At 54.8% G+C, this 18,293-nt stretch carries 8 protein-coding genes and 1 pseudogene; all 9 read right to left on the bottom strand.

The features are described 5' to 3' along the window. Window position 1: 1 nt before the first annotated feature. A complete protein-coding gene (locus LAD35_RS14725) occupies window positions 2–277 on the bottom strand; it encodes a CdiA C-terminal domain-containing protein (protein WP_224149764.1) in 276 nt (91 codons plus the stop codon). Window positions 278–323: 46 nt separating this feature from the next. Then, the gene (locus LAD35_RS14730) at window positions 324–713 is read right to left on the bottom strand and encodes a hypothetical protein (protein ID WP_224149765.1); all 390 of its coding nucleotides are present in this window, start codon (window positions 711–713) and stop codon (window positions 324–326) included. Window positions 714–715: 2 nt separating this feature from the next. Further along, the gene (locus tag LAD35_RS14735; RefSeq protein ID WP_224149766.1) at window positions 716–1,612 is read right to left on the bottom strand and encodes a hypothetical protein; all 897 of its coding nucleotides are present in this window, start codon (window positions 1,610–1,612) and stop codon (window positions 716–718) included. Window positions 1,613–1,729: 117 nt separating this feature from the next. Next, the gene (locus tag LAD35_RS14740; RefSeq protein WP_224149767.1) at window positions 1,730–1,966 is read right to left on the bottom strand and encodes a hypothetical protein; all 237 of its coding nucleotides are present in this window, start codon (window positions 1,964–1,966) and stop codon (window positions 1,730–1,732) included. Window positions 1,967–2,207: 241 nt separating this feature from the next. Further along, entirely contained in the window at window positions 2,208–2,636 is a 429-nt protein-coding gene (locus tag LAD35_RS14745; protein WP_224149768.1) for a hypothetical protein, read from the bottom strand. A 4-nt stretch (window positions 2,637–2,640) separates the two neighbouring features. Further along, window positions 2,641–13,128 carry a hemagglutinin repeat-containing protein gene (locus tag LAD35_RS14750; protein ID WP_224152722.1) on the bottom strand — a complete coding sequence of 3,496 codons (10,488 nt, stop codon included), beginning with the start codon at window positions 13,126–13,128 and terminating at the stop codon, window positions 2,641–2,643. A 114-nt stretch (window positions 13,129–13,242) separates the two neighbouring features. After that, window positions 13,243–14,178, bottom strand: a pseudogene (locus LAD35_RS22435) (filamentous hemagglutinin N-terminal domain-containing protein); the annotation flags it as partial. A 115-nt stretch (window positions 14,179–14,293) separates the two neighbouring features. Then, on the bottom strand, window positions 14,294–15,955 hold the full coding sequence (locus LAD35_RS14760; protein ID WP_224149769.1) for a ShlB/FhaC/HecB family hemolysin secretion/activation protein: 1,662 nt from the start codon (window positions 15,953–15,955) through the stop codon (window positions 14,294–14,296). Between the two features lie 44 nt (window positions 15,956–15,999). After that, a complete protein-coding gene (locus LAD35_RS14765) occupies window positions 16,000–17,859 on the bottom strand; it encodes a filamentous hemagglutinin N-terminal domain-containing protein (RefSeq protein WP_224149770.1) in 1,860 nt (619 codons plus the stop codon). Window positions 17,860–18,293 lie beyond the last annotated feature (434 nt).

Below are 18,293 nucleotides of genomic sequence, written 5' to 3' on the forward strand. Positions count from 1 at the left end.
GTCATTTCCCCTTGAACTTGATGACAGTGGGCGTACCCGACTTGTCTATGATGATGACTTGCTTCAGACTAGGAATTGGGTAGTTGGTCAGTTGCTGCCGCAGTGCGTCAGGAGTAATCGAGCTATCCGCCAAATTGACAACTACATTGTCTGCTTGCCCTGAAGCAACTTTTCCGCCAATAACGTCTGCGGCATTTCGCACATTGCTTGTAGAGGGCGCATAGTTATCAAACACTTGCCCATTGATGATGTAGTCAGGGTTTTTGCCATTTGGCAACGTTGGCGGATTTTTTCCATGTGGTCACTACCCCTTCCCGGCAGGCTTATGAATCCGTATGCAACTCAAAATTTCTCGCTCGTACTTCCCAATCAACCCAAGCAACGGGCGTATTCAGGGTGCCTTCAAGCAAATACGTTGTGGCATTTTCATCAAATGTCCCCGGTGGAATATCTTCCACCAAATACTCATCCTTGAAACCCTGGGGATGTCTCGGATCACCAATGTACTCAGTTAACTTTCTTGCCGACTTCGATACTTCCGCGAAGACAAGATAGCCACTGATCTGCTTCAGCGTTCCGTCATTCAATGGATGTCCCTTTAATGTGAGAAGACCAGAAACCGGGATAGTCAATGTCCCACTCTTAACCACAGGCTCACCCAAGCGACTTTCAGTGAAATGAAGATGGTCAAAATATCCGACGATGCGCTTCATGGTCAATTCCCTGTCTTCTGCAACACGGTTGAAAGAACCTTGTTGCTGGGAATTTGCCCACCATCGGTGTAGCGGAAAATATTGCCTTGGAATTCCGGCAACAGCGGGCCTGGTGGTTGTACTACTTTTAAACCGAGGCTATCAAGAACATCGGCGCTGGGCAGTTGACCAAATTTATTCAACTGCGTTGCATTGATTGTCAACGTGCCGCCAGATTTTAGAGAGTTTGCCTCATCGGGTAGCCAGTCCATGATTCCAGATCCCCCGGGCAGGTAAGGGTTGCTGGCAATGATGCGATCTGCGGTCGCTGGCCCAAAAGGAAGCTGAGTGGCTGAAGCCCTAACTCCTTGCTCCGCAACAATATCAACATTGATTGCACCAGGAATTTGTGAGGTGCGCCCTCCGAAGAGATCAAGGACAACGGGCGTGCCGCCCGTCGCACCACTCCCCTTTGCCCCATCTCCAACCGGCACCCCACCGCGCTGAGCCGTTCGCGATCCCGCTGCTGGCCCTGTTCCTATATTCTCCAGTACCGTTACGCCCACCTTGCGGCCTACCGCAGCTGCCACCACTGGTATCGTCAACGCCGTCACCAGCGTCTCTCCGCGCACCCTCGGGTCATCGCTCATCAGACCCGCCATGATGTTCTCTGGCAGCCCCTTGATGCCTTGAATCACAGCTATTGCTGTTGCCTCTCCTCCATTGTTAATGATGGCAGTGGTGAGGTTGTAGGCAATTTGTCCTGCCCCTGCTACCGCCCCTGCAGGTGTGAGGTAGCTCAGCCCTTGGGACAGACCCAGCAGAAATTTGGCCTTGTCTACGCATTCTGGCGTGTTGCACTGGCGGTCATAAAGGTTGCCGCGGATGATGGTGGCGCCGTTGCTTTGGAGGTTGAGCAATTTCCCCACATCGTTTGGCGAGATAGGTGCTCCGATGTTGCGACGGATGCTATCAATGCTACGTGGTCAACCGATACGCGGTAGACCGCCTCAACAAGCCCAGCAGTTTCACAGGCATCAGATCAGCTTGAGAATTTTGAGATCGTGCCGAAATACTTCTACCTCATCAGTCGGAACGTCAGCAAGCAGGCTTTCTAGGTCATGCTTGGCTATTGCAGCAGTAATCAACTGATACTGACGACGAGGCCATTCTGGATACCATCCACCAGACAGCACCAATAAAATAACATTCCACATCAAATCCTCTATAGGGCGCTCAAAACCATCCTCAAAGCTATAGGCAATTCGTGCCAATACTTGTTCGTGTGGCCAGCGACTAACTAACCCACTACCCCTACAAAAATCGAAATAATCATTTAATGCCCAGGATTTAAGGGTTTCATATGTTACTCACTCTTCATGAAGCATATTAAGGCACCTTTTTAACTGGGGCGACAGCACCACCGTTATCCATAATATAAATCGTTATATCAACGAGCGGCCCTATGATCGTCCGGAATGCGACAGCTAGCCGCCTTTAAATCATCTTAAATTATCAATCCTCAAGCACATGCAAGGAAAATTTTTCGGCAGAAATCATGTAAAAATACGATAACAAAAAATCATCGTTACTCATTCTAAAATTAACCCCAAAAGAGAAATCATTCATGAGATTATTATTTTTACAAAAAACATAATACTGTTCAATCGATTCTTTTTTATGCTCTGATTTTTCAATGATTGGGGTAATTCTAAAATGCACTCTACAAACATTGTGAAAAACCAATTTACAGGCACCCAAATAAAGAAATTCTTTTTCTTCTTCATATAGTTGCTTCTCTGTTACCTCCAGAGAAGTTCTTTCAGGATAAAGATGTATACCCTCTTTCACATAAATCTCTGACACATGTTTATTAAAGTGATGATCACCAAAAATTGCAGAGGACACATAGATATTATTCCAACAGTTATCAATTATTTTCATGATTTTACTTTTTTACAAAAATAATAGTTTGCATTGAATTAACAGGCATTACTGCACCTTCTGTCGTTCGGTACACACCTCCTTGAAACTCTGGTTTCAGTGGCCCTTGATAGATCACCTTCAGTCCTAACTCATCCAATTGCGACAACGAAGGCAGCTTAACGTAAGGGTTCCTGATCGTCCCATTGACAATAATTTCACCACCTTGCTGTGTAATACGCGTCGCCTCTGGCAAATAATCCATCATGGAGAAAGTTCCACCTGCATCTTTGGGAATAAATGGATTATTAGCGACCACCGTGGCTTGACTGCCGCTTGGAATACTCGGCATATTCGTCGCATCTGTAGCTACTGCTCCTGGCGTAGTGGGGCCTACCCCCACAGCACCAGGTACTTGTGGCCCTCGAGAATCCGTAAACAGTTCAACGGTTCCTCCTTGCACTGCGACCGACGGCTTTTGCGAAGTTCCGCCAGAGTTTGGCTTTCCACCGGCGCTATCCGCATCCCCGTTACCAAAATTCACCCCACCGCGCTGTGCCGTTCGCGATCCCGCTGCTGGCCCTGTTCCTATATTCTCCAGTACCGTTACGCCCACCTTGCGGCCTACCGCAGCTGCCACCACTGGTATCGTCAACGCCGTCACCAGCGTCTCTCCGCGCACCCTCGGGTCATCGCTCATCAGACCCGCCATGATGTTCTCTGGCAGCCCCTTGATGCCTTGAATCACAGCTATTGCTGTTGCCTCTCCTCCATTGTTAATGATGGCAGTGGTGAGGTTGTAGGCAATTTGTCCTGCCCCTGCTACCGCCCCTGCAGGTGTGAGGTAGCTCAGCCCTTGGGACAGACCCAGCAGAAATTTGGCCTTGTCTACGCATTCTGGCGTGTTGCACTGGCGGTCATAAAGGTTGCCGCGGATGATGGTGGCGCCGTTGCTTTGGAGGTTGAGCAATTTCCCCACATCGTTTGGCGAGATACCCGCATCCAGCAGCCCTTCTATAGTGCTGGTGCCTTTGCTGTACTCTGCCTTGAGGGTATCGCAGCTATTGTTGGCCTTGCAGCCCAGCAGTTCCAAGTCGTTGGCGGCACTGGTGATGTACGCGTTTTGAATGACTTTGTCACGGCATTCCTTGTCTGAGCATTGCGTCAGTTGTTGCTTGATGCGGATGACATCTTCGTGTTTGAGGTAGTTGTTGGTGACTTCATTGGCTGCAGCTGCTGCCCCCGATGCACCACCGGCTACCGCGCCCACAGCCGTACTTGCTGCAGCGACAATGGTGTCTGCCAGCGGGCCGGTAATGCCCGCTTCTTGCAAGGCTTGCGCCACAGCAGGAGCGGTGAGCGTGCCTGCTGCCGCACCGGCTGCCCCCTGTACGCCACCAGTGAGGCCGCCTACCACGGTGTGGGCCAGTACGCGCAATTTGCCATCAGATCCCCAGTCGCTGTCGAGTTGCTGGGCCTGCTGGTTCAACTGGGCCTTGCGCGGGTCGTTGTCATCCAGTTGCGCAGCCTCACGTCTCAGTCCATCGGCTTTGTTCAGCTGGCTTTGCGCATAGTCACCCACAGCTCTGGTGGCTTGTTGGCCGAACATGGCGTAAATCTGCGCATTGGCTTGTTGCTGCGCCATCAGGGCTGGGCCATCCCAGGTTTTGTTCAGGCTGCCTGCAGCTTTTCCATCATCTCCTGTGCGAGCGTCCCGATTCAAGCTGGCTAGCACTTGGCCAGAGTTCTGTCCTGCACCAGTGATGGTGACTGCGCCTGCGCTGACGGCGCTGTGTGTCGTGCTGTTTTGCTGTCCACGATCACTGCTCACACCCGCAGCTGCGCCGCTGACCCCGGGTTTACCGGGGTTTTGCCACGACCAGTCGGTGCCGTTGTTTACGGTGCTGGGCTGGCCCCCTGCCTCTTTGGGGTCCTTGCCTCCGAGCGACACGCCACCTGACAGGTTGATGCCACTCGCGGAGTAGTTGTCATGGTTCTCTATGCTGCTGACGGTAAGGGACCCCGTTGTCAGGCTATTGGCGTTGCTGTCCACTGCCTTTTGTGTGCTGGTAATCGCTGCACCCTTGAGATCGGTATTTCCTTTGACGGTGATGTCAAAACCGCCGTCGCCTGCACGGATGGCCGTTTGCTCGGTCACGCTGGCATAGTCGCCATTGGCCTTGCTGCTGCTGTAGCTCACGCTACCTGCAACGCCAGCACCGACCGTGATAGAACCGCCCAGGCTTTGCTGCTTGCCGTCGAACTTGCTGGTGTCTTGCAGGCTTTCGAGCTTGAGGTCACCACCCACGTTCGCTGTTACTTTTTTGCCTTGGGCAACCGCCCCACGCAGAGTGGTATCTCCACCTGATTGAATGGTCAGGTTGTTACCGGCGCTGATGTGGGTATTGGTGTAGTAGACATCGTCAGAGTTTTGATGCCCACGGCCACCACTCGCACTGGCAGTGATGCCCGCTGCAACGCCATTGCCACCTAATTGAAGAGCCACCCCTACCGCCGCGCTGGAGCTGCTGTTCTCACCTCGATTGGTGACAGTGTTTTTCGCCGCAAGCAGGTCGATTTTGTTATCGGCGGCCAATGTCAAGTCTTTATCTGCCGAGACATTGCTGCCTTGGATGCGAATGTTGCTATCCTGACCTGCCCCTGTCGCTTTAATAGTGACATTGCCGTTGCCGTGTACAGTGCTTCCAGCAGCCAGATACTTTTCTTGGTTTTGAGTGCTCTGGCTTTGGCTGGAGCCCAGAGTGAGCGAGATGTTGAGGCCTGCTGCGGGGTTGCCGTCGGTAAGAGCCTGGGCCGACTGGCCTATCGCCTGGGCATTGTTGTAGGCATACAGGCCCGTAGTGGCTGCGCCCAACGCCAGTGCGCGGGCATCGCTGGTCTTACCCATGGCGTTGCCCAATGCCGTGCCGGTCTGAATGGCGCTGATAATCGGGCTGCTGATCGAGAGTGTGAGCCCACTTTGCTTGGCGCGGGTCTCAAACTTGTCCTTCTCGATTTCGCGTGCTTCGGTGATATCTACACTTTTAGCAAGAATGCTGACGTCCTTTTCCGCAAGAACGGCCGAGCCAGTTTGCTGGTAGTGACCACCTGCAACTACATTGACACTGCCTCCCATGGCTTGCAAACTGGAAGCAGCAGCCACTTCGCTTGTTGTGTTATGGGTCGACGAGACAGTGCTGGAGCCCAATGTCCAACTGAACAAGCCATTGCTAAAGAGGCCAGATTTTTTGGTCTCGCTAAAACTCTCACCCTGTGCGGTATTTTTACCCGCCAATACATTGATATCTCCGCCAGCGAGTAAGCCGATGTCTCCTGTAGCCACAACGTGCGAGCCGCGCAGGTTGATGTTCTGGCCCGCATTTATAGTGACATCCTTGCCCTGTACAACACTGCCTTCGCTGAGGCTCGAATGGCCCGTGTCAACAGTGGTGGTGCGCTTGCTGCTTAAAAAGCCGCTGCTCTTGCTGTAGCTTTCCTCGTAGCGGTCATGCCCGGTTTGCACGTCTAGCAGGTTGACATCACCGCTTGCAATGAGGGCTGTATTGCCCTTGGCAGTGACGGTGGCACCTTGCAGTGTGATGTTGCCAGAGCCCTTGCCCGAGCTGATTTCCGTGGGTTTTACCGCCACAGGGTCATCTGGGGTGCCTGTGCCAGTGCGGGGATTGGCTGGCTTAGGTACGGGAGTTCCGTTGGCAATGAGCGTGATGCCACCATCCGCAGTGATTTCACCGCCCTTGAGGGTTTCATTGCTTTGCGCCAGGCGGTGTTCTTTGCGGCCGCTCTTTTCGTAGTCGTTGGTATAGGCGCTGTCTTTGGCCGCCTGCACGGTGACGCTCGCGCCCTTGACGACGATGTCTTTACCCGCAGTGAGGTTGGAGCCGATGATGCCCACATCACCCTTGGCAGCAATTTGCACATCGCCTTCTTTGCTGGAGACGACTGTGCTGTGGTTGGTCACGCCGGTGCTTTCGCCTTCGGTGCGGGTGTTTGCCAGGGTGGTCTGTTTGCCGCTGTAGGTAGCGCTGCTGTCCGCCTTCAGGGCTTGCAGGTCAACATTGCCAGTGGCCGAGATGCCCACGCCTTGCTTGCCTTCGATCTGGCTGCCGGAGAGCAGCACGTTGCCGCCTGATTTGCTGGCGTCGGTGCCCGCGCCGCCATCGGCAATGATGGCCACCTTGCCACCTGCGGTTACAGTGCCTCCGCTGTAGCTTTCGCTACGCGTGGTGCTGGTTTCGCGGTCGGTTTCGCGGCCATCGGCAGTGCGTGTCTGCTCTTTGGTGGTAACGGTGCTTTCTTTGGCTGCCTGCACGGTCACGTCTGCGCCCTTGAGCAGCACGTCCTTGCCAGCATTGATGCCGCCACCAGTAATTGCAAGCTTGCCGCCAGCGGCAATGGCGACACTGCCTTCTCCGCTTTGAATGGTGGTGCCAACACTGGTGGTGGTTGTGGTGGTGCTTGCCTGGCGGTTTTCGATAACCGAGGTGCCCTCTACAAAGGTGTCGCTGCCACTGGCGCTGTTGTTCCAGGCTTGGGTTTCTGTCAGATTTTTATTCGCATGAACAGTTTGGGTGGTCTGCTTGGCTCCCAGATTAATGTTGCCACCTGCATTAAGGCCCACGCCTTGCTTGCCTTCAACCTTGCTGGCAATGAGGTCGATGTCGCCACCGGCATCCAGTACAAACTTGCCTGCATCGCTGATGAACTGGCCTTCATTGGCCGCAATGTTGCCACCCGCCTGCAAAAAGCCGCCGTTGCTCGCAACGATGCGGCCACGGTTGTTGCTGATGTCTCCCTTGATATCGGTGACAAGCGTGCGAGCTTGGATAAGGCCGTTGTCGTTGTTCAGGTATTTGCCATTGAGGCTGGCGGTGCCGCCTGCCCTGATGCTGGCACCGAAGTTGTCAATGCCTTCTGCAGCGTTGATGATGAGCTGGTTAGTGACATCAAGCTGGCCGTGGTTGGTAAAGCGGCCATCCAGGTTGAGTTGCAGGTCATTGGCGCTGATGCCACCAGGCACCACGCGCAATTGGTTCCAGTCTGGCCACTTCGGGTTGAAGCCCGAGCCCATCAATACCGCGACGGCGCCTTCCGGTGTCTGGAAGATGGGGTCTTTGAGGTTGAGGGTACGCGCTGGCGGCGTGGGAGTTGGTCCATCGCCATTGCCTGCCACAGGGGTGCCCGCTGAGCCGGTATCGCCTGCGCCGCCATTGCTGCCTGCGCCGCTTCCTGCGCCACTCGTATCGGTGGTCGCTACATTGGTGCTACCGGCTGCGTTCGGGTCATTCACCGCCAGAGGCTTGATATTGCCGGTCGTGGTGTCTGCCGTGTTGCCAGCTTGTGCATTACCCGCATTGACCTGGGTGCCCTGCGCGTTGGTGACCAGAGGCAGGCCTGTAGCCGGATCAATGCCAGGATTGATGGTGATGCTGCCGCCATTGATGACGATTCCATCCCCTACGATGGTGCCGGTATTCGGGCCGTTGAGCGTGATATTGGTCGTACCCGAACCGGTATTGAGTCGCGCCAGTGTTTGAGAGTCTGCTTCTACCTGAACGGTATTTCCACCTGCATCTTTCCCTTCCCAGATGACTTTCTGGGCGACGTTCTCCTGGGTCAAGCTATAAGTGCCACCAACAGAAGCGTCAGAGGCGCGATTGTGCAGGCTTCCGCTGAAAGCGCCACCAATATAGAGTTGTGCACGGTGATCGACATCGGTGTACCCCACCACCGTCGCTCCGGTCAAGCCAGTAGGCGAGCCATTGATTTCATAAGTACCGTCATAGACGTTGGGAGACCCCGTAAATGCGCTGTTACCCGAGGACAGGTTCTCGATCGCACCCGATGCATTACCCGCCATGGCTACGCTGCCGTAGTTGGTCAGGGTACCCGTCCAGTTGACGTCGGTGCTGGCAACATTCCAGCTCTCGCCTACGCCTACCGAGATACCGCCAACCTGCAGATCGAGTTTACCCAGTGCCACGAGGGCATTGCCCGCTGGCGCGTAGTTGCCTGCCATGGTCAAGGTGGCGTCCTGCAAGCTACCGACAGTGCCGCCCGTGTTGCTGTATGTCCCAGCCTTGATGTCGAGCTTTTCGCCAGCGATCACGATACCTGTGGCGGCATTGTTAAAGCCACCATTGGTCTGGATAGTGACCTTGCTTGGGGCGGCATTTTGCCCATAGACAATTCCTGCGTTGCTGAAACTGTCGCCCTTGATGGTGACATTGTCGCCCAGCAGTTTTCCGTCTTTGGTGTTGGAGACGGCGCCGGTCGCAGTAAGGTTCAGGCCTCCAGTGGCTGCAACGGTGCCTTTGTTGTTGATGGCGCCATTGGTGGCAATCAGGTCCGCATTGCCTGCCTGAGCCAGCACCATGCCATCATTATTGATGGTTCCTGCAGTCACCTTGACGCTCTTGCCGATGACTTGACCGGCTACATCCTCCGTAGGTGCTGCATTGTTAAATGCACCGGAGCTCGTAATTTGCACAGCATTTCCTGCTTGCAACTGACCGCTGTTCTGTACAGATGGCCCTGTCACATTCAGGTTGCCACCTGCAGAGATAATGCCCGAGACCGCGCCACCGCCAGCCCCCGCCGAGGTGTAGGGGTCGTTGGTGCTGCGCTCGTTGTTCAGGGCGCCATTGATGGTGATGTCTGAGCCCGCATGGATCACCCCTTTGTTGGTGGCGTTCGCTACGTTGATATTGAGCGTGCTGCCCGCGGAGATGGATCCGGGGGTCTGGCTGTATTCGTAGGTGTCAGGCGTAGTGCATCCGCCCGGCTGCGTGCAGCTCTTGCTCTCTTGCAGGCGGTTTTCAAAAGTACCACCAGCAATAATCATCGCGCCAGAGGACTGGATTTGACCCCCATTGGTGATGGCGGATCCAGCCAAGCTGACTGTGCCGCCGGCAATGGTGCCGTCATTGGACGTGGAGCCGCCGCTGACACTGACCGAGCTGCCACCACTGACGGCTCCGGTATTCGACAGGCCGCCGCTGATGTCTACCGTGTCCGCCGCAATTTCACCCGAGTTATTGGTTGCACCCAGGGTGACGCTTTGGGCACCGACCTTGCCACTGTTGTCCAACGAAGCCATGGTCAGCGTCTTGGCTGCAATTTCGCCGCTGTTGGTGGCGCTGCCAGTCACATTCAGGTTGTTTTGGATATACACATTGCCTTGGTTGGCCAGGGCAGCATCGATATCTGCGTTCTGCGCTACCACAGTGCCGCTGCTAGACAAAGCACCACCCGTATAGTGAAGGTCTTGGCCCGCGGCAATGGTGCCTGCCGCTTGGGTGCCAGATGCAGCTTGCAGGGTGATGTCCTCGGCTGCATTGAAGGTACCGCTCTGGCCTTGGCGGGTCATGCCTGATGCCGTCAACGACAGATTGCCGCCTGTGGCAATTCCACCTTTTTGCGCCAGATTGCTGTCAATGTTTCGGGCACTGACGGTGATATCGCCTTGTGACTGGATCGTGCCTTCGTTGACGAAATCGCCCGTGGTATTGATGTTCACGGCTTGGCCAAAGGTCATGTTCCCCTGGTTGTTGATGCGGCCCGTATCTGCCTTGAGGTCAGTCTGCCCCAACAGCAGGCTGTCACCCAAGAAGTTCAGGTCTTTGTTGGCATGGCCACTGAAGTCGCCCGCCACTTGCAGGTCATCCGCAAAGGTGATGCTGCCTGCACTGCTGGCCGCTTGCAGGTTGCCCATGACCGCTGTCTTTCCGGCCACGGCGATATCTTGCTGTGCCTGCAGCGATGCATCGCCCTGGGATGAGAGGTTGCCGCCGACTGCCACGCCGCCACCGCTGCTGGTGAACTGAACGGCATTGGCCAATACATCGCCACCGACCTGCACGCCTTGGTTTGCATTGACCAGGGCTGCTCCCTGGGTACCCAGCAAGCCGCCGACATTCAGCGCGCCGGCAGTGCTTGTCACCTGCAGACCATTGTTGGCGATCAGGTCGCCAGTCACTTGCAGCCCACCTTGGGCATTGGAGAGCAATTGGTCAGTGACTTGCAGATTCCCCGCAATTTGCTGGGCACCGCCGCTTTGCAGCTGTGCGTTGCCAATGACCAGTGCATCGCCATTGACGACGATATTGCCGCCAGCCTGCGCCTGCAGACCGTTGCCTACCGAAAGCAGGCCTGCCTGTATGTCTCCCCCCGCTTGTACGTCAGCATGGCCTTGAATTGCCATGTCGTTGGCAACAACGTGGTTCTGCCCCGCGCGCCCCACATAGTCACCACCGGTCCGCAAACTGTTCAGCTGCACAGAACCCGTCGCAGTAATGGAGGCCGCATCGGCATTCGCCACGCCAGCGACAATGTCGCCTGCCACAATGTTGCCCCCCGACGCCATCGCCAGCGCCCCCGCCGTGCCCACCTGACCACCAATAGTGGTGTTGCCTGTAACCGATTGAGTCACTACAGAGCCTGCCATCAGATTTTGTGCAACGCTGATGTCTTGCTTTGCCTGGAGGTTGGCTTGTCCCCCCACCTGCAGCTCATTGAGTGTGATGCTATCGGCAGCGATTTGGGCATTGCCGCCTGCAGCCACGTTTGTGGCAACCAATGCTCCGCCGATTTGCGTCTGCAAATTCTGCTGTGCAATTACATCGCCGCTAATGCGCGTGTCTCCAGCGCTTTGCAAGGTAATGCTGGTAGCGGACTGAACGGATCCGCCAATGGTGGAGGTGCCAGCGGACTGCAGCAGCACGTTACCCATAGCGGCTATGCCCGCATCGCTATTGATGTTGCCAGCCGTCGCGACAACGGTTGCAGCACCTCCCGATTGCAGCCCTTGGGCCAGGCGAATGTCTTTGCCTTCGACATCAACACTCTGCGCTCCGTAAAGGCTGCCCCCCAAATCCACCTTTCCACTGGAGCTGGCGATCCGCGCATTGGCGCCGGATGCGACTTCACCTGCAACGACGATATCGCCCATTGCCTGGGTGTTGATATCCCCACTAGCCAGAATCGCCTGCGCCGATAGCCCGGAGTTCGTCGACGTCAAAGTGGCATTGCCTCCTGCACTGACGCCACCGGCAATCTGCACAGCCTGCGATGCTGCAATGGAGAGATTCTCTCCAGCAGAAGCTTGGGCGAGCTGAACGCCCGCCTGGCTGGAGGCGATGGCGACGTTCCGGCCTGCGCCTACATCTCCACTCACGGCAATACGGTCTTGGGCATTGAGGGTCAGATCACGTCCTGCCAGCAGTGTTTGCGCGGTAATCTGATTGGCAGTGGAGACAAGTGAAATATCGCTGGTTGCCTGAACGGTTTGAACATTGACACTACCGGGGCTGCGCACGTCGACCGAGCCATTGGAGAAGACCGACTGGGCCACGATCCCGCCTTGCGCGCTGCTGAGATTGACGTTGCCATTGGCCCGCACCTCATTGCCCAATTGGAGATTGTTATTTGCAGCAATAGTGACTGCACCATTGCCCAGAACCGTTCCAGCAATATTGACGTTGCTACCTTGGACATTTACGTTATTGCCCTGCAGTCCTTGAGAAGCGTTGAAATCCCCCCCGGCTTGCCAGTTCTGCGAGCCAGCAGAGTTGACTTGCTCATTCACGGAAATATTGCCACCAGCCGTCCCATTCACACCACCACCTGCGGTGATCGTGTTATTGATCTGCAGGTTGTTGCCTGCATTCAAGTGGGTGCTGCCACCACTGTTTACCGCACCGTTGATAGCAATATCGCCACCCGCATTGACGCCAAAATTGGAGCCTGTGGAAACCGTGCCATCAAACTGTGCATTGCCTCCTGTGGTAAGACCAAAGCTGCCAGAAACATTGACATTGCCCGTGTTATGGAAAGATTGGCTGACGTTGAGGTTGAGGTCGCCTCGAGCATTGAGATTGCCGTCTGTTCCGCCCAGATTCAACTGCTGTGCAGATACGGTGGTCTGGCCAGCATCCAGGTCGCCAGAAATGGTGACGTTCCCCCCTCCAACACCCAGATGGTTTCCTACCGTTGTGGTACCCAGAAGATCCACGGACTGGACTCCCAGGATGTCCATGTTCTCGCCGACGGTGAGGGTGCCAGATGTACTGACATTGCGGCCGCTTACGCTTGCGCTCTGGTTGACCTGGATATTGCCGAACAGCGCGGAATCGCCGCCGCTTTGCATGGACAGGTTGCCGGCGATGGTGGCATTGCCTACGATCGAGGCGCCGCTGGCTGCATTGATATTGACGTCTTTACCGCCAGCAAATTTTCCCGAAATGGATACCGTATCACCTGAGAGATTGGTATTTCCCGCAATCTGGGTTGCGGCGCTCTCGGAGTTGAGACGCACGGCTTGCGCCGCTTGGACATTGAGGTCTCCCGCCGTTGCCAGGGGCCCCAACGCAGTGATGCCGCCCTGGGCACTTGAAAAATTGAGCCCTTTGTTGGCGCTGGCCGCTCCCGCAAGGTAAACACCATCTTTGCCGTTGATTTGCAAGCTGTCGTTGGCGGCTACTCTGCCGCCCGCCACTACAAATCCGTCTGCATCAATACGGATATCGCGCGAGGCGGCTATATCCCCGGTAGAAACTCGACCCGCACTTTGAATGTTTACGTCTTGCTGATATGCCAACAGAGGGCCCCGCAGGTTCACACCCATACCTGCATCGTTAGAAATGATACTGATGCGCCCTGCCGTCATGGCCCCCAAAGCCGTGGCATCGATTGCCACCGATGTACCCGGCACCGCACTTGCAGCAACGTTAGAGTTTGCAGTTAACGCAGGGGTTACGGGTGTTTTACCGGCCGTAAGATTGATGCTGGATATACCTTGGTTCAGGTAGTGCGCGCGCAACGGTCCATCGATACGCAACAACTCACCGATTAAATCAATCTGCCCTACGGTACCTTCAATGCCCGTGCCCTGAATCGACACCTGCCCACCTTGAATGTTGTATCCAACACCAGAGGCAAGATCAAAGTTGCTGGAAGCGCCATTGACGTCTTGCAATGTAATGCTGCCGGTGCTGAACGACAGGCGGGGAGCATTTACGACACCGCAGCCATTACAGGTGATACCGCTGGGATTGGCCACAATGACCGCAGCCGGATTGCCAAACACTTCGATCGTTCCATTGATCTGGCTCGGACCACCTTGAACTGTGACCTCATTGACAATCGTATTGGCGGTTCCTCCTGTCAAATGTGGATTGGCTGTTACAGCCCCTCCAAGCAAAGGAGTTCCGCCAATCTGGCTGTTATTGAGAACGACACCGGATGCCGGAACATCGAACTGCTGGTATTGGTTGAGCGACAGGCCAGCAGCGTTCGGTGTAGTAATGTTGATTACCGGTGCACCACCTGGCGTCGTCTGGATGCTTGGCTGAAAAGCAAGTGGCGCACGTGGATCAGCGATGGGCCCAATTGGCATCGGAGGCGCGCTCTGAGCAAACGCGGGCGCCAACACGCCCATGCCAGCCTGTGTCCAAAAATAGGTCGCAAGCACTGCTTTTGCGACGCGGCGTTTGTTCTTGTTGGTAAACAGCATAGACCGTTCCTGTTGTTCGCTGCACTCGTTCATCACATCACCCCTCGCGACTACGCATTTCACAGCAGCCTCGCGACGCTGGGATCAATACCTGTCCTGACCTTTAAAACCTACAATGGAGCCAGCACAAGGACCAAATCCCAAATACTTAAAACTGATACGTCAAATTGGCGTTAACCCGCCAGCCTTGTTTCTGATATCCAGTAGGAGACTTCATTGCTCTACCGACTTGAACATCGGCAAAAGCGTTTTGGAAGGCTAGGCGAGCACCTGCACCGACTCCAAAAATGCTGCGCGAGCGACCGTCAGAGACCGTCTTGAGGTACGCTGCATCCGCAAAGAGATAGGGCTCATAGCGCGCACCGCCTTCCCATAACGGCTGGGTTTTGGCCAAAGCAAATTCGTTGCGCCAGATAACGCCTTGGTCACCTCCCAGATAGGACTCTGGATATGCACGCACACTGGAGACACCCCCGGCAAACAACTGCTCTGATGAATAAAGCGGCCGATTGCTCCAGATGGCGCTGAGCTTGCCTCGATAGATGATGCGCTCGCCAACAGGACGATCCAATGAGGCCGAAGCGTCCAGTTTGGTGAATTGGTAACGTGCTGCCTCCTTGGGCAGATCATCCGGGTCTTTGTCAGCGCTCAGTGCAGGGATGCCACGCGAGAGCCCAACATCCACACTCCACTGCCCTGTCCCCAACTTCGTGTCAAACCGCGTCAACCGGTTGACCCCTGCGCGCAAACTGGTTTGACTTTGTGGAGTGAGAGGATAGTTGTTGACTTCTCTTGTGGACTCACGTTTTGCCAACGATATGTCCAGCGCGGTTTTACTATTCTGATCGCGCGCCAGCAAACGGTTGAGTGACAAAGAGAAATTCTTGGAGCGTCCATACACCAGCGCCGTATCAGCAATGAGGTTCTGATACTCAGAGATAGACGCCATGGCCGAGATAGTGTTGTATCCCCAGGGGACAGAGACTAGGCCGTAGATGGCATTGGTCTCTTGGCTGGAGGTCAAGCCAAATGTCATGGACTCCATCAAGCCAAGAATGTTGCCTACGTCCACTCCTGCTTGGACGCGTGCGCGCCCCGTACTGGAGCTTCCCTGGTTGTCCAACCCCATGTTGTATCTGGCCGCTTTCCCTTCCTTGTTGACAAATTCAACGATGGAGCCGCCAGAGGTCTCGCCTGGCTTGATGAGGACTTGAACATTGTTACGGCGCAGGCGGTTGAATTGGTCCACCGCTTGCTCGATATCGCGCAGACGGAGAATATCTCCCTCCCTCATGGGCATGGCCAGCCACGCGCCCACGTCAGTAGCGGGCGCTCCATTGAAGAGCAGTTTTTCTATTCGACCCGCAACGATGGTGATCGCAAGGGTTCCTTCTTTGAGGTTCTGGCCACCCACGTAGGCGCGCGACGTGGTGTAGCCCTCTTGGATCAATGCCTTGTTGATACGGTCAAGCAGGACGTTGATGTGCTCGACTGCCAGTTGTTGTCCAACAAAAGGCTGAGTGATTTTGGCAAACCGGCTGCTACTGAGCAGTTCGCTGTCACCTGTGGCATGGATCTCGTGAATCTCAAAGCTCGGCCCCGTGGTTTGAAGCCCGGCAGGGAAGCTGCTGTCATCCTCCGCCCCGCTCGCTGGCTCGGCACCCTGCTGGATTTTTCCTGCGGCGTTCTGCTCCACCAACTCCTTGCGCAGCTTTTCTTGCTGCTCGCGCATAAGTTGATCGTTAGGGTCGCGAATTGGGTTGTTCTGCGCCATAGCAGACAGGCTAAGCACCCCTGCCAGCGAACCCATCCAGAGCGCGCTCTTTTTTCTATTTATTTTCATCGCCGTACCTACTACCACCAGAAGATGCCGAGATGATCCTCGATACGTACAGGGTCCCGATGGGGTTTACGGATGACCTGAATTTCTCCGTCAATTCCGACAGCTGCCACAAAAGCTCCTCCGTCTTGCTGAGCAACCCCTTGCAGCATTAAGCGACCTTGTTGAGCAGTGAAGGACCCGCCTTGGTCTGTGGCATACACCTGGGCCCAGGTGTCCCCAAACAACGCCTTGAGTCCTTTGTCTCGCAAAATGACAGTGTGAACAGGCTTGGCTCGCGCAATGATGGACGGCGCGTTGATAACCATGTTCTGGCCTGCATACATGGTTCCGCCATTGTTGAGCACGGTGCCTCCAGCATCTACCCGCAGGTCATTGGCAGCCATGACCTTGCCTCCCATCAGCTTCTCAGTGCTATTAGCTGTTGTTTTGCATATGAAAAGCACGCAGCGCTTGCTGTACTCAAACATTCCGACGCTATGCGCCTCATTGGTGAAAGCGCCTTTCGTCTTGATATCCACGCTACCTGCGTTGGAATAGATGAACCCACCAGTGTTGGACAAAGATGCGCCTGAAACGCTGACATTGCCTTGAGCGACCCAGTAGCCGAGATTTTTCTCGTCCGCAAGGCTTCCCATGTCTACCCGGTAGCCATTCTTGCGAGACAAGAAGCCCGATGTACGCCAGTCCGAGGATTCACTACCCAGGATGTGCGCGCTTTCATTGGTGATGGCACCTTGGCTGACTAGGTCCAGGTTCAAGTTAGAGACAAGTCGCGCGTTCACGGAGTGAATCCCGCCTGCGCCAGACTCCAGCTTGATCGAGTCACCCTTACCGAAAATAACACTGGTCTTTTCTGCACCTACGGGGCTGCGGTTCTCTATGCCATTGCCTGCTTTCAGGTAGACCGCGTAAGGGCTTTCCTCCGAGAGCCTTTGGGTGCCAACAATTTCCCCACCAATATTACGAATGGAACCGATCGCCTGCAAATTCGCTTGCAAGCCAGCAGAGACCAGGCTTTGATGCGCATCTACACCTTCTAGATGGATATCTGCTGCACTTAAATTGACAGAGCCTTGTGCACCGATCTTGCCACCAAGCTGAACCAGGTCTCCCGTGGCAGACAATGTAAAATTACCCGCCGAAGCTACCATTTCACCTTCGTTGCGGACACCTGCGCCTTTATCAGTGACCAGGATTTCGATCTTGCCTGCTGTGACTTTGGAGCCCGCCCCTACCTTAATTGCGACTTCTTTGCGCTCCGCAGAGCCTGCTTGATAGTAAACCCAAGGGGTCAGGTTATCGACCGGTGACGCTGCAGTATCGAAACTGGCCTTGGAGTCCCCGGCCACCATGCGCACCTGCGCGCTGGATGATGTGTAGTTATTGGCAACTGGGCCGTTAACCTCAATATTCTTGGCGATCATCTCAAGACGGATGAGATTTCCTGCGATCCCTTGGTCGCCCACCTGGATGGTGCCTTGACCTGTAGTGACATCGACAAAGCGCTGGTTGTGACCTGCGCTTTGCTGCTGGTCCCTTAAGCTGATGGCGCCTGTTGCGAATGCCACACTGCCAAAATTTATAAGGTTGGTGCCATTAAGGCTAATACCGTTCTGATTTGCCAGAATGAAATTTGCACGCGGCCCCACGACCTCCAGGTCTCCTTGAATTCGAGACGGCGCCGCTGAAAACACTTCAGCCACAATCGTGCGCGCATTGACGCCCTGATTCTCAAAAGTCAGCCCTTGCTTGCCTACGTCAAACTGGTTGAATCCGTTGTACGAAACACCATCTTTAGCTGCTGTCGGTATCACATGTGCACGGCCAGAATCGCCTATGTGGACTTGGGCCCCATCCAATCCTTTAGGCACAACCGAAGTAACAACGGTTTGAGCACAGCACCACTGTGTGGTTGTAAACAGCAACCCTAAGCACAAACACCGACGCGTCCCCATAAGTTCCTCATTCTTCCGTTCCACACATGAATGCACTCAATTTATACAGCGTTGCATTTCAATAAATTATGCTTACATCTCTCTGACTGGGACTGCTTGCCGTACTGACTCTATGAGGATTTAGCATACGAATTTCTTTATGAAAGGGAGTCACTTGGTGTTAAAGCAACATAGCCATCAAAGAGAACGCATCAGCAATTTGTCAACAATCGACATCAAAAATTAATAACGCAGATTTTTGACAAACGCTCTGCTAGCAATTCATTTTTCCAAGCTTGGAAGCACTGCTTGCTGACCAATCTCTCCAAGCAAAGAAATTTGGTAAGTGGGGTCTCGCTTAAGGAGTGACT

Source organism: Comamonas odontotermitis (assembly GCF_020080045.1).
GTDB classification, from domain to species: Bacteria; Pseudomonadota; Gammaproteobacteria; order Burkholderiales; family Burkholderiaceae_C; genus Comamonas; species Comamonas odontotermitis.

Excerpts from the sequence above, each read along its gene's own strand:
- LAD35_RS14745 (WP_224149768.1), bottom strand. The coding sequence starts at position 2,636 with ATGAAAATAATTGATAACTGTTGGAATAATATCTATGTGTCCTCTGCA.
- LAD35_RS14730 (WP_224149765.1), bottom strand. The coding sequence starts at position 713 with ATGAAGCGCATCGTCGGATATTTTGACCATCTTCATTTCACTGAAAGT.
- LAD35_RS14760 (WP_224149769.1), bottom strand. The coding sequence starts at position 15,955 with ATGGGTTCGCTGGCAGGGGTGCTTAGCCTGTCTGCTATGGCGCAGAAC.